The following is a 13,632-nucleotide window of genomic DNA, read 5'->3' as shown; positions in this document are numbered from 1 at the left end:
CTAGAAAGCAGGTTCGAAAAGAGTGGTTGATGCCCAGCAGGTAACTGCAATTGCAGATGGAGATTGGCTGGCCCCCACGGTCACGGTTGTCCCCGGAGCCCAGGCTAGGGTTGAGATTCCGGGTTCTAAGTCCCTGACCAACCGCTATCTGCTGCTTGCGGCCTTGGCTGATTCACCCTCGGTGATTCATGCTCCTCTTCATTCGCGCGATTCGGCCCTGATGATTCAGGCCCTCACGGCCCTGGGGGCTGGTTTTGAGGAAATCGAGACAGGTAGCCCCTTCGGCCCCGATCTGCGGGTAACCCCCCTTGATTTTTCTGCACCTGAGTTTCGGGCTGCCTCGATTGATGTGGGTCTTGCTGGCACCGTCATGCGGTTTGTGCCCCCGGTTGCAGCCCTGCTCCCTGGCCGGTTTGATTTCGATGGTGATGAGCACGCCCGCGTCCGGCCTATGCAGCCTGTGATTGAGGCCCTGCGGGGGCTGGGTGTTGAGGTTGAGGACGGCGGCCGCGCGGCCCTACCCTTCACGGTGGTTTCTCAAGGGGCAGTTTCTGTCTCCGAACTGACAATCGACGCTTCTGGCTCTTCCCAGTTTGTCTCAGCCCTCCTCTTGGCCGCCTGTCGTTTTGAGCACGGGCTTACCCTGCGTCATGAGGGCGGGGCGGTACCGTCTATGCCCCACATTGAGATGACCTGCCAGACCATGCGGGAGCTGGGCATTGAGGTGGCCTTCGATGGTGAGGCTACCTGGACTGTGGCGCCGGGGGGCTTCCCCGGCTTTGAGGTGACGGTTGAGCCTGACCTGTCCAATGCCGGTCCCTTCCTGGTGGCTGCCGTTGCAACGGGGGCGAGTGTAACGGTTCCCCGCTGGCCGTCTGTTACCACCCAGGGTGGCGACCACTGGCGCAAAATCCTCCCCCTCTTCGGGGCCACTGTTGACCTGCAGGAGGGCAACCTGACCGTCACCGGCCCAGCCGGTGGCGCTGCAACAGGCCTTGCCGGGGTTGATCTAGACCTGGCAGAAGCAGGCGAGCTAGCCCCGACCGTTGCCTCCCTGATTGCCCTCTCCCCCGCTGAGAGCCGCCTGCGGGGCATTGCCCACCTGCGCGGCCATGAGACGGACCGCCTGGCAGCCTTGACCGCCGAAATTAACCGCCTCGGTGGCACAGCCGAAGAAACCGAGGACGGCTTCCGGGTCCTGGCCCCTGTCACTCGAGGGGGCCTCTTCCGCACCTATGCTGATCACCGGATGGCAACCGCTGCCGCCGTCATCGGCCTGGTGACCCCCGGCGTCGTCGTCGAAAACGTCGAGACTACCTCTAAGACCCTCCCCGGCTTCACCGGCCTGTGGCAGGATATGCTGGCCCAGTGGGAAGCAAGCCAGGCGGGTGAGAACTAATGCGCCGCACCTGGGATGAGTCGGACGTCCGGATCCGGCCCAACAAAAAAGGCTCCCGCCCCCGAACCAAGGACAGGCCCACCTACGATACAGCTGAAATCGGCCGCATCATTACTGTCGACCGGGGCCGCTACACAGCCATACTCGACGAGGGGAAGGCAAGCGAGCGGGTTGTGACAGCTGTCCGGGCCCGAGAATTACGGCGCAATCCCGTTGTGGTCGGTGATCGGGTAGCCCTGGTGGGCGACACATCAGGTAAGCCCGATACCCTGGCTCGACTAGTCCGCATTGAGGAGCGCACCAATCTCTTGCGCCGCAGCGCCGATGATACCGACCCCATCGAGCGCGTCGTCGTCGCCAACGCAGACAAACTGGTTATTGTTGTCGCGGCAGAAAATCCCGAACCCCGCACCGGCTTCATCGACCGGTCCTTAGCTGCTGCTTTCGACGCCGGTCTGACCCCCATTCTCTGCATCACCAAGACGGACCTCAAACACCCAGCCTGGCTCCTGGACTACTACCGGGACGTTGATCTGACCATCGTGCTATCGAAGGCTAAGGACGGCCGCGCCCCCAGCGAAGACGGCTCAGAAGGCCTCGATCTCTCCCTGGTTGAGCAACTCTCTGAGCACCTCGACGGTTGCGTCTCCGTTCTGCTGGGCCACTCCGGGGTTGGCAAATCCACCCTAGTCAATGCCCTCACTGGCGCTGAGCGGGCCACCGGCCACGTCAATGCGATAACCGGCAGGGGCCGCCACACCTCTTCCTCAGCCCTAGCCCTCCAGCCGTCAGAGGGCGCACCGGGCACCTGGATCATCGACACCCCGGGCATCCGCTCCTTCGGCCTAGCCCATGTTTCCCCCGAGAACCTGGTTGCTGCCTTCACCGAATTGGCCCCCGGCGCTGCCGACTGTCCCAAGGGCTGCACCCACTCGGTAACGGCCGAGGACTGCGGCCTTACCGCCTACGCTCAGGCAGGGAAGGCAGGAGCTGCCGGCCTTGATCGGCTCGACTCCCTGCGTAAACTCTTGCGCGTTGATGAGACTGAAGGCGATACCGAGAAAGAACTCGGCGTCGTCACCTCCTAAACCCCACTTCCCCACACACCAAGGTAGACACCATGAGCAACTACACTGACGATCTGCGCCTGGCCCACATCATGGCCGATGCCGTCGACCGTCTCACCCTCTCCCGCTTCCAAGCCGCCGACTTCGCTGTGGAAACCAAGCCTGATCTGACCCCGGTGACCGAAGTAGATCGGGAAGCCGAACAGCTCATCCGCTCCCAACTCTCCCGCGTCCGCACCCGCGATTCTGTGCTGGGCGAAGAGTTTGGGGAGACCGGCTCTTCCCCCCGCCAGTGGGTCATTGACCCCATCGATGGCACCAAGAACTTTGTTCGCGGGGTCCCCGTCTGGGCTACCCTCATTGCCCTCATGGACCACGGCAAGCCCGTCGTTGGTGTCGTTTCAGCCCCTGCCCTACAACGACGCTGGTGGGCAGCAGAGGGTACCGGAGCCTATACCGGCCGGTCCCTGGCCAAGGCCAGCCGGATTTCTGTCTCATCGGTCAACCGGCTAGAAGACTCCTCCCTTTCCTATTCCTCTCTCTCAGGCTGGAAAGAACTGGGCAACCGGGACAAGTTCATCGAGCTGACCGATACCGTGTGGCGGACCCGCGCCTACGGCGATTTCTGGTCCTACATGATGGTGGCAGAAGGCGTTGTAGATGCAGCAGCCGAACCAGAACTCGGCCTCTATGACATGGCTGCCCTGGTGCCCATCGTGACTGAAGCAGGCGGCCGTTTTACCTCTCTTGCTGGTCAGGACGGGCCCCACGGGGGTAATGCGGTCGCCAGCAACGGCCTGCTCCACCAGGAGATCCTCAGCTACCTAGGAACCGACAAGACCCTCTAAGAAAAGACAGGGCCCGGGTGGCAGCACCAGGTTACAGGCGCTGTAACAACCCACCAAAAAGGAGCCGGCCCCCGGATGATTCCGGGGGCCGGCTCCTTTTTGGGCCTGGGTAGGCTACTTCTTGCGGTTCTCGAAGATGGAGAGCTTCTCGATACCCAGGTTCTTGACTTCTTCGGTATGAACCTCAGTGTCGCCCTGCTCGGTCGGGGCCGAGTACTGCAGGAACTTAGGCTGGGCAGGAATCTTCAGCTTGATGTTGGACTGGTGGGTGCGCTGCTTGGACAGGTCCAGGTGGAAGAGGGTTGAGACGGTCTCTTCACGGACAGCCCCCATCATGGACTGGTAGAGGGCATAGCCTTCCCGCTGGTACTCAACCAGGGGATCACGCTGGGCCATGGCACGCAGGCCAATGCCTTCCTTCAAGTAGTCCATTTCGTAGAGGTGCTCGGGCCAGCGCTTACCGATGACGGAGAGAACAACGCGACGTTCAATCTCACGCATGCCCTCTTCACCCACGGATTCTTCCCGTTCAGCGTACTGGAGCTCAACGTCCTCAAGGATCTCGCGAACAATAGCTTCACGGGTAACCTTGGTGCGGTCCCCTGCCTGCTCGAAGAGGTCCTCGGGGGTAATGGAAACCGGGTAGATGGTCTTCAGGTTCTCCCACAGCTTTTCAAAATCCCAGTCCTCAGCGTGGCCTTCAGCAACGTGGGCGTCAATTGCTGAGGTAACAACCTCGGTACGGAACTTACCGATCTGCTCTTTCAGGTCATCGCCTTCCAGGATCCGGCCACGGTCCTTGTACATGGCCTCGCGCTGGCGGTTGAGGACGTCATCGTACTTGAGGACGTTCTTGCGCTGCTCAGCGTTGCGGGCCTCAACCTGGCCCTGGGCGTTGGCGATCACGCGGGAGACAATGTTTGCCTCCAGGGCGGTATCGTCAGGGGCCCCGGCCATCAGGCGGGCAGCTGCCTGGCCGTTGAAGAGACGCATGAGGTCATCAGAGAGGGAGAGGTAGAAACGGGACTCACCGGGGTCACCCTGGCGGCCCGAACGGCCTCGCAGCTGGTTATCAATGCGGCGGGACTCGTGACGTTCGGTGCCCAGGACGTAGAGACCGCCCAGTTCCTTGACTTCTTCGTGCTCAGCAGCTGAAGCCTGCTCAGCAGCCTCCAGGACCTCGCGCCATTTAGCCTCGTACTCTTCAGCGTTCTTGTTGGGGTCAAGACCGAGGGTCTTCATGGTCTCAACGGCCTCAAACTCGGGGTTGCCACCGAGCATGATGTCGGTACCGCGACCGGCCATATTGGTAGCAACAGTAACAGCGCCCTTACGGCCAGCCTGGGCAACAATGGCAGCTTCACGGGCGTGGTTCTTAGCGTTCAGCACCTCGTGGCGGATGCCGGCCTTAGCTAGCTGCTTTGAGAGGTATTCAGACTTCTCAACGCTGGTGGTACCAACCAGGACGGGCTGGCCCTTCTCGTGGCGCTCAATAATGTCCTTGACGACGGCAGCGAACTTAGCGATTTCGTTCTTGTAGACCTTATCGGGCTGGTCGATACGCTGAACGTCCTTGTTGGTGGGAATCGGAACGACGCCCAGGTTGTAGGTGTTCATCAGCTCAGCAGCTTCGGTTTCTGCGGTACCGGTCATGCCTGAGAGCTTGTCGTACATGCGGAAGTAATTCTGGAGGGTCACGGTAGCCATGGTCTGGTTTTCAGCCTTGACTTCGACACCTTCCTTGGCCTCAATGGCCTGGTGGATACCGTCATTGTAGCGGCGGCCAGCCAGGATACGGCCGGTGTGTTCGTCCACAATCATGACTTCGCCGTTCATGACGACGTAGTCCTTGTTGCCCTTGAAGAGTTCCTTAGCCTTGATTGCGTTGTTCAAGAAGCCAATCAGAGGGGTGTTCTGGGATTCATAGAGGTTGTCGATACCCAGGTGGTCTTCAACCTTGTCAATACCGGGTTCCAGGATACCGACGGTGCGCTTCTTCTCATCAACCTCGTAGTCTTCACCTGCTTCAAGGTGCTTGACGATACGGGCGAATTCCCCGTACCAGCGGTTAGCCTCGCCCATGGCGGGGCCCGAAATAATCAGAGGGGTGCGGGCTTCGTCGATCAGAATGGAGTCGACCTCATCAACGATCGCAAAGTTGTGACCCCGCTGGACCTGCTCGTCCTTGGTCCAGGCCATGTTGTCCCGCAGGTAGTCAAAGCCAAATTCATTGTTGGTACCGTAGGTGATGTCAGCCAGGTACTGCTTGCGACGGACGTCCGGGGTCTGGTTTGCAAGGATCACACCAGATTCCATACCCAGGAAGCGGAAGACACGGCCCATGAGGTTAGCCTGGTACTCAGCCAGGTAGTCGTTCACGGTCACCACGTGGACGCCCTTGCCGGAGAGGGCGTTGAGGTAGGCCGGGGCAGTTGCCACCAGGGTCTTACCTTCACCGGTCTTCATTTCAGCGATATTGCCCAGGTGCAGGGCAGCGCCACCCATGATCTGAACGTCATAGTGACGCTTACCGAGGGTGCGCTTTGATGCTTCGCGGACGACCGCAAAGGCCTCGGGGAGCAGAAGATCTAGCTTTTCGCCGTCTTCGATGCGCTTACGGAAGGCATCAGTTTCAGCGCGAAGTTCAGCGTCGCTCAGGCTAGCGAAGCTGTCTTCAAGTGAGTTCACTGCATCAGTGTAAGCACGCAGCTGCTTGAGAACTTTTTTGTCACCGCTGCGGAGTAGCTTTTCCAAGAAAGATGCCACTGAGGTTTGCTCCTTGTATTCAGGCGAAAGTGAATGAGGGCACAATGGTGCCACTTACTTCCTCTATTGTAGAGCACACTTGCTGATATCCGTCCTACATATCGTGCTCTTTCCCGTCATTGCCCCTTGGTTTTTCGCCACACCAAAACCCCCTGACTCCAGGAGGAGCCAGGGGGGACTTGTTTATAAAATTCTCTGCGTCGGGGCACTAAACCTATGCTTCGTCTGACAGGGTCAGCACACCGTAGGACCAACCCTTACGGCGGTAGACAGCAGCAGGTGCCCCGGTTTCCTTATCGACGTAGAGGAAGAAGTCGTGACCCACCAGCTCCATACGGTCTACCGCCTCTTCGGGGGTGAGGTGGTCGGCAGGGAAGGTCTTCTTGCGAATCTCTACGGGTGAGTAGGCATCTTCATGCAGGTCATATTCACCAGCAAAGGCAGCTTCTTCAACCGGAAGATCATTGACATGAATCTCTGAGATGGAGGTATCTTCAGTGATGACAGGCAGGGAACCGGTAGCCTCAGAGACTGACACAGGGTTCTTGCCACCGGCGCGGCGGGTCTTACGACGGTCGCGGGCCCGACGCAGACGTTCCAGCAGCTTGCCGTAGGTTTCATCAAAGACCGCAAATTTATCTTGCCCGGTTGATTCGGCTCGAAGAATCGGCCCCCTACCTACCACGGTAATTTCTACTCGAATAACAGCCGGGCCGTTGTGGCCCTCCTTGGTGAACTTGACTTCGATGTCAGTGACGTTGTCACCCAGGGCTTCGAATTTGGTGATCTTGCTTTCGACGTGTTCCTGCAGTCGCTCGCTAACTTTGACGTTGCGGCCGGTGACGTTGAGTTCCACAATTCCCTCCATTCTCAGGGGGTGTGAATACAAGGCTTTGTGAAGGCCTGGTATTGGGGAAACCCTCTGCTGGGCTCCTTAAGGTAACTGTACGCCCATTTGTGTTCCAAGTCATGCGTTTCAGCCCAGGTCGAACATTTTTTCATTGCTCTTGTTCTGGACTTCTAAGAGGTCTATTCTTCACCCCTTACCTGCTGTCGCTTGGGAACATAAGCTATGGCCGCCCCGGCTACCACCGTCGCCCCCGCTTCTTGGAGTACCCGGTGGGCCTCGGTCATGGAGGCCCCGGTTGTCACCACATCATCTGTCACAATGCAGGTCAGGTTGGTCAGGTCATAGGCCCTTCCCAAAAGCGCCCCTCTCGGGCTCCCGACCTTGAGTTGCCCCTGCATCCGGGAAAACCTGGCGTCCTGGCCCAGGGCTTTTTGGGAGCTGCCTCTCCCCCATATCTGGCTGCTAGGTAGGCTGCGGGTTGGGGCCAGGGCCTCCACACAGCGTACGGGATAACCCATGGCCCGTAGCTGCCGGACGGCGTAGCGGGTCAGCTCAGGGGCAGGCGCAAACCCCCGCCGCCGGGTTGCGGCCCGGGTCGAGGGAAGGGGAACAAGTGCAACCTGCCGCCCGGGGGCAGCCACCTCCCCTAAGACAAGAAGTACAGAGCGTACCAGGGCAGGCGCTAGGTACTTCACCAGATCAGTTCGACCAGAGTTCTTGAAGGCAAGTAAACACCTGGCCAGTTCGTGCTCGTAGCGGCCAGCTGCCATAACAGGCAGCTTGGCCCGCGGAAGGTCAACGGCACCCGGCCGGACGGTCGCCAGCCCCAGGAGGTGCCGGCAGACAGGGCACAGGGCAAAAGCGCTCATCATAGGTTCCCCATAGACACCGCAACTAGCGCAAACCTTAGGGAAGGCCAGCTCAAGAGTCTGGGTAAAAGAGGTCAAAAGGTCAGTACTCATACCCTCAAGAGTGCCTGCGCCCAAAAGCTACAGGCAAAGCCTGTGGATAAAGTCAGCAAGCTATGCCAGGTGCCCCTTAGTGAACGAGTCCTACCCGGAGTAATTGACCTCCCGCAGGGAAGACTCAATCCGGGTCCAGCCCCGGCCTGCCACAATATAGAGGCCCCCATCATTTGTCATAGCCAGGGCCTGGTCAACCCCGTTGCCGGTCACAATCCGGTTGATCCCCTGCAGGGAGTCGTACTGGGTATCAACGCCAGACAGGGAGACAATCTCTGTCTGGGTTGTCTCAACATTCCAGAGGAAGACCTCAACATCGCTGTTCCATTCAGCCCCCCGGGGGTTAAGCTCAGATGCAATCCGGATCGGTTCCATCAGCTCAGTCGGGGCGCCCTCGTCGTCCCGTCTAATGGCCGATACCCAAGCCGCATAGTCAGCGTCCCCCAGGGAGGTGACCATCAAGGCCCGGCTCCCATCCCGCGACACCGAAAAACTGTGTAGGGTTTCCTCCCCCAGCCAAGTACTGATTTCCCGCACCTGGCCGGTGTCCTGGCCCACAGGGTAGACCCGAACGGAACCGCCAGATTCAGCGATCCATAACCAGTTCTGGTGGTCAAAGCTTGAGGGTAAGATTCCCTCCCCCCGGTGGATTGACCGGGACTCGCCCGAGGTCGCCAGCCACAGTTCAGACCTAGAGTCGTTGCTGTAGGCAAAGAAGGTCTGGGTGTAGTTCATAGCCGGCTGGGTAATCCGGGCCAGGGGCGAAACCTCGACAACGGTCTGCTGACTGCCCACATCATCAAAATCGTTGCGGGTTACCAGGCGGTTATTTTCAATCGCTACAACGTAGGTGGGCATAGCCGGATTCACAGCAGGTTCCCGGTAATTTTCGAGCTCCTGGGCATCGATCACCTGGTCATTAATACTCAATTCCACCTCGCTGACCGAGGGCAGGGCTGTCAGCACCTGTTTGAGCTGGGTCCGCAGCCTCTCCAAGGTCAGGGCGCTGGCTGTGGTCAGGGCAGTGCCGCCGGTGAGCTGAATTTCAGCGGTTCCGTTATTGACGGGCACAGAGTTACGGGCTAACCGGGTATCTGCAGGAATAGCTGTGGCAACGGCCCCCTGCAGGTAGGTTGCAGGCCCTTCAAGCAAAACCCGAATCAGGGAGGTTGCAACAGTGGTTCGCTCCGCAAACCAGCGGATATCGGGAACAGCGTAGGTGAAGGTGGGGTCGTAGAAGTAGAGGGTGTAGGGGTTGAAGATATCGGTAAATTCGGTCCGGCTCAGCACCGTACCGTCCGGAACCTCAGAAATCCTCCATTCCCCATTCACCTGGGTCAGCTGGAGGTTGATATCTGTATCAACAAGGGTCGTATAAGAGCTAGCCAAGCCCCGGTTATCAATAATGGTGTTGGTGGGAATGGTCAGGGTGTAGTCTCCGCCTTCACCGGCGGTCACTGCGTAGGTGGAGTTGTAGACCAGGGTCCGGCCATCTGGCCGCCAGGATTCAGCCTTTTCAGAGGTCAAGTATTCCCTAGCAACCTTGTAGTCGTCCCTAGCCCCCACGCCAGCGTGGATAAAACCGTCAATGATCTCTTCAGGGCTGGCTCCTGGTTGGGGGCCGGTAATTGACTGGTCGGCAGCTTCAGGACTCCCACTGGTCTGGGGGTCAGCGTAGTGGTTGACTTCGCCCTTGGTAGGGATCGAGGCGCAGGCGGTGAGCCCCGCGGCCAGGGACGTGAGCGAAAGGCTCAAGGCAGCGCGACGGGTGAGGTTAGGCATCTGTGGGCTCCTGGGCGTCGGGTACTTGAGGCAAGAGCTGGGGGCCGGTGGCCGTCAGAGCCAGGGGCTCAACGGGGACAGGCTCCCCGCTCAGCAGCACGGGAGAATCCCCCATGGGTACGTCCTGATCAACCGGGATAGTCATCCGGAAGCAGGCCCCCTGCCCCTTAATACCCCAGGCCTCCAGGGTGCCCTGGTGCAGGCGGACGTCCTCGGCGGCAATGGAAAGGCCCAAGCCGGTGCCACCCAGGGTACGTTTGCGGGAGGTATCAGCCCGCCAGAAACGGTTGAAGACCTGCTCGGTTTCTTCCGGAGAGAGGCCAATACCGTGGTCCCGGACGGCGATGCCCAAGGTGGTGTCCGTGACGTCAACATAGACGTCGATAGGCTTACTTTCTGAGTGTTCCACAGCGTTGAAGAGAAGGTTCCGGAGGACTCTCTCAATCCGGCGGTGGTCCATATCAACCATGATTTCGGTGTGTTCAGTGTGAACAGTCAGGGTGGTCTGGGTGCGGACCAGGTGGGGCTCAACCCCCTTGAGGACCTCGTCCAGCACAGCCATAAAGTCCCCGGATACGATATCTAGGGTCTGGGAACCTGCGTCAAAGCGGGAAATCTCAAGTAGGTCTGCCAGCAGGGAGTCGAAACGATCCACCTGGTTGTACAGTAGCTCGGTAGAGCGGCGATAAATCGGTTCCATGCTCTCCCGGTTATCGTGGAGCATATCTGCTGCCATACGCACGGTCGTCAGCGGGGTACGCAACTCATGGGAGACGTCGGAGACGAACCGCTGCTGCATGGTTGAGAGTTTCTCCAAGCGGGAAATCTGGTCCTGCAGGGAATCGGCCATGCGGTTAAAGCTCATACCCAGGCGGGCTGTTTCATTCTGACCGCGTACCAGGACGCGCTGATCAAGGTCCCCTGCTGCCAGCTTCTCAGCTGTAATAGCGATGGACGAAATCGGGCGCACCACGAATCGAGAAATCCACCAGACAATGGACAGCACAATAATCAGCAGGACGCTAAATCCGATCCAGATAATGAGGTTGATGTACTGGACGGTGGTCTGTGACCGGCTGAGGTCATACACCAAAAACAGGGTGTAGTCAGGATTCTGGGGAATCGACACCTTAGCCCCCACCACCAGCACGGGCTTCTGGCTGCCGTCCGAACCGGTAGTGCGGGAGGACTGCCAGTAGATCCCGTTCCCCTCGCTGACGCTTGCCACCAGGGTTTCAGGTACATCCCCCAGGCTAACGGCTGCCCCCTGGGTCTGTTCAGCGATAAAGCCTTCGGTGGGGGCGTTGGGGTCTTTGAGGAGCACCCAGTGACGGTTAGCGTCACTGGTGCTGGTCTCCAGGACGGTCAGGAAGCGGGCAACCTCGCGTTGAATTTCAGTACGACCGGTTGCATCAGACCCGTTAATGAGGGTTTGGACGTTGCTGAAACCTGCAGCTGATTCTTCCAGGGCCTGGTCCAGGCTGTCTCGAAACAGGGAATTGGCGATCTGGTGGGAGATGAAGGTACCTGCAAAGAAAAAGGCGCACAGCAGCAGCCCCGCCGAGGCGGCAACTGCTCGGAACTGCAGGGACTGTTTCCACAGCCTCCTGACCCCACCCAGGTACTGGCGGGGGCGGCGTCCTAAAGGAGGTGAGGACGGATTGCCCTTGGCTTTGGTCACGATTTAGCGGGTTCCTGCCGGGGCTGCCTTATAGCCAACCCCGCGCACGGTCAGCACAATTTCAGGGTTTTCGGGGTCGGTCTCAATCTTGGCTCGAAGCCGCTGGATATGCACGTTAACCAGGCGGGAATCTACGGTCTTTTCATAGCCCCAGACATTGCCCAGCAGGGCCTCGCGGGTCATGACCTGACCGGGCTGGCGGGCCAGGTTGGCCAGCAACTCAAATTCCAAGGGGGTCAGGGAGATAACCTTGCCGTCCCGGCTGACGGTATGGCCTGCCAGGTCAATGACCAGATTTCCGATCCGGAGGGGCTCGTTGGCCCGGTCTTCGCGCGGCCGCAGGCGGGCCCGGACTCGGGCCAAGAGTTCAGCCGGCTTGAAGGGCTTGGTCATGTAGTCATCCGCACCGGCTTCAAGGCCCTTGACGACATCTTCGGTATCGCCCTTTGCCGTCAGCATAATGATGGGAACCTCTGACTCGGAGCGGATCTGGGTACACACCTGGATCCCGTCCATGCCCGGCAGCATGAAATCCAGCAGGATTAGGTCGGGGTGGTGGGTGACAAAAGCATCAAAGGCCCGGTCCCCAGCGTCACAGAAGACTGTTTCGTAGCCTTCCTGGGCCAGAACGATGCCCACCATCTCTGACAGGGCATCATCATCGTCAACGACCAGAATGGTTTCTTTCACGCTGGACTCTCCTTCGCGGGGTGAGGGCAATCTCTGACTAGTTTAGCGGGTTTTGGCTAGCTGTCCTGGCCAATTTCAGACAGGGCACGGGCGGTTTCGGTCAGGTGATTCAGGACGCTTGTTGCCCGGGCCGGGTCGGTTTCAGCTAGGTTACCCCGCTCGGTGAGCACCAGCTGGTTGAGAAGATCCTTCCCCAGCCCCAAATCCCGCCAGGTGCTCCACAGGCTGCCAGCCAAAGAGCCAGCAGGGGTTTTGTGGTGGATATCGACCGTGGGCAGGTAGAGACTACGGCCAGCTTCCAGGTGGGCCGCAAGCGGTTCCCAGGCAGAGGTTGGCAAACCCTGACTATCGACAATGGGGGCTTCTAGGACTGCTTGGATTTCGGGGTGCAGACCTAGGTAGTCCACCGACACAACCGGCTGTGCCCCCACATCATGCACCCCAGCCTGGGCTTGGGTCATGAGAGAAACTAGCTCGTGGCGGGGAATACTGCGTATGGTCCGGTAGCCACTGGAGGTCTTAATGGTGCCCTGGGAGGCCGGTATCAGGTGGGGTTCATCGAACTGAACCAGCAGGGAGGCCCCCGGTACGGCCTCCCGGATAGAGGCCAGCACCCCTTCCAACCCCGCAATCTGGGATTCAGCCAGGTCCCGCCGGGCACCGACGTCCGTCAGCACCCTCTCCCCGTTGGTCAAGAAGGTCTGCACCGCAAGGCTAATCGGCCCTAGGAGACGGATTTTGAGGTGACCGGGGGCAGACCCGCTCTCCTTACCCACCACATCAGCCAGGGCATTGATATCGGAGGCGAGCAGGCTGCGGGCGTAGTCCCCCTCTGCCGCATAGCTGCGGGTTAAACGCCAGCCGGCAGCGGTCCCGTCCGCACTCAACCCCTCCAGGGCAGCAATAGACCGGGCCAGCAAGGAAGCCCGGTACCCCCGGTCAGCCAGCTCGGGCAGGAAACTGATGTGCGGCTCCCCCAGCTCCCCGCGCACCCGGGTGATCGCGTCAACCTGCTGGGTCCCAGCCCAGGCCCCAAGGCCGGTTGCACGCACCGTCAGGTGGGTTTCAAAAGTCAGGGGTGTTTCAAGGTCCTTGCGGGCCGCGAGCATTTCTGCGTCAGTTGGAAGGTACAGTTCAGGACGCGGGCGGCGGGAGCGAACGGGCACAGCTACCTTTCATCGGGAAGGCCCAGCGCAGGGTTAGCCCTGGGCCTCAGCCTTAATTTTTTCGTGGTGGCGGATGACCTCAGAAATGATGAAATTGAGGAACTTCTCAGCGAATTCAGGGTCCAGGTGGGCGGCCTCGGCCAGGGAGCGCAGGCGCTTAATCTGGGCCTCTTCCCGGCCGGGATCCCCCGCAGGCAGGTTATGGGTAGCCTTCAGGTGGCCTACCCGCTGGGTGGCACGGAACCGCTCAGCCAGAATGTGGACCAGGGCAGCGTCCATGTTATCAATGGTCTGCCGCATGGTGAAGAGTTCTTCGAGGACGGCCGGATCAACCCCGGTCATGGAGGTTGCCCGGGTGTTGAAGGCGGCATGGGCCTGGACGTCGTGGGTGTTACTGGTGGTGCTCATGAGTTCAGTCTAA

At 59.7% G+C, this 13,632-nt stretch carries 11 protein-coding genes; 3 read left to right on the top strand and 8 right to left on the bottom strand.

The genetic code is table 11. The features are described 5' to 3' along the window. The first annotated feature begins 22 nt into the window (after window positions 1–22). From aroA to hisN, 3 genes are read left to right on the top strand one after another with little or no spacing between them, the layout of a single operon-like run. Window positions 23–1,399: a 3-phosphoshikimate 1-carboxyvinyltransferase gene (aroA, locus tag ACMXX3_RS00400; protein WP_421082849.1), complete on the top strand. Its 1,377-nt coding sequence runs from the start codon at window positions 23–25 to the stop codon at window positions 1,397–1,399. Beyond that, complete coding sequence (gene rsgA / locus ACMXX3_RS00395; RefSeq protein WP_421082848.1) at window positions 1,399–2,487, top strand: ribosome small subunit-dependent GTPase A; 1,089 nt, start codon at window positions 1,399–1,401, stop codon at window positions 2,485–2,487. The genes aroA and rsgA overlap by 1 nt, the downstream gene beginning before the upstream one ends. Before the next feature lie 32 nt (window positions 2,488–2,519). After that, window positions 2,520–3,314 carry a histidinol-phosphatase gene (gene hisN, locus ACMXX3_RS00390; protein WP_421082847.1) on the top strand — a complete coding sequence of 265 codons (795 nt, stop codon included), beginning with the start codon at window positions 2,520–2,522 and terminating at the stop codon, window positions 3,312–3,314. Window positions 3,315–3,428: 114 nt separating this feature from the next. Here hisN and secA read toward each other — a convergent pair whose 3' ends face one another. From secA to ACMXX3_RS00350, 8 genes are all read right to left on the bottom strand, one after another. Beyond that, the gene (gene secA, locus ACMXX3_RS00385) at window positions 3,429–6,080 is read right to left on the bottom strand and encodes a preprotein translocase subunit SecA (protein ID WP_421082846.1); all 2,652 of its coding nucleotides are present in this window, start codon (window positions 6,078–6,080) and stop codon (window positions 3,429–3,431) included. A 214-nt stretch (window positions 6,081–6,294) separates the two neighbouring features. Continuing rightward, window positions 6,295–6,936, bottom strand: coding sequence for a ribosome hibernation-promoting factor, HPF/YfiA family (gene hpf / locus ACMXX3_RS00380; protein WP_421082845.1), 642 nt, complete (start codon window positions 6,934–6,936; stop codon window positions 6,295–6,297). Window positions 6,937–7,109: 173 nt separating this feature from the next. Next, window positions 7,110–7,802 carry a ComF family protein gene (locus ACMXX3_RS00375; protein WP_421082844.1) on the bottom strand — a complete coding sequence of 231 codons (693 nt, stop codon included), beginning with the start codon at window positions 7,800–7,802 and terminating at the stop codon, window positions 7,110–7,112. A gap of 180 nt (window positions 7,803–7,982) precedes the next feature. Next, a complete protein-coding gene (locus ACMXX3_RS00370) occupies window positions 7,983–9,674 on the bottom strand; it encodes an LpqB family beta-propeller domain-containing protein (RefSeq protein ID WP_421082843.1) in 1,692 nt (563 codons plus the stop codon). Continuing rightward, complete coding sequence (gene mtrB / locus ACMXX3_RS00365; RefSeq protein ID WP_421082842.1) at window positions 9,667–11,355, bottom strand: MtrAB system histidine kinase MtrB; 1,689 nt, start codon at window positions 11,353–11,355, stop codon at window positions 9,667–9,669. The genes ACMXX3_RS00370 and mtrB overlap by 8 nt, the downstream gene beginning before the upstream one ends. 3 nt (window positions 11,356–11,358) lie before the next feature. After that, window positions 11,359–12,045, bottom strand: a complete 687-nt coding sequence (mtrA, locus tag ACMXX3_RS00360) for an MtrAB system response regulator MtrA (protein WP_421082841.1) — start codon at window positions 12,043–12,045, stop codon at window positions 11,359–11,361. Window positions 12,046–12,101: 56 nt separating this feature from the next. Continuing rightward, window positions 12,102–13,211: a hypothetical protein gene (locus ACMXX3_RS00355; RefSeq protein WP_421082840.1), complete on the bottom strand. Its 1,110-nt coding sequence runs from the start codon at window positions 13,209–13,211 to the stop codon at window positions 12,102–12,104. 33 nt (window positions 13,212–13,244) lie between these two features. Beyond that, a complete protein-coding gene (locus ACMXX3_RS00350; protein WP_421082839.1) occupies window positions 13,245–13,619 on the bottom strand; it encodes a chorismate mutase in 375 nt (124 codons plus the stop codon). Window positions 13,620–13,632: the final 13 nt, after the last annotated feature.

The sequence above is a fragment of the Rothia nasimurium genome, assembly GCF_049068285.1.
GTDB lineage: Bacteria > Actinomycetota > Actinomycetes > Actinomycetales > Micrococcaceae > Rothia > Rothia nasimurium_I.
Note: the sequence above shows the minus strand (reverse complement) of the source record. Positions and strands in the feature narration are given on the sequence as shown.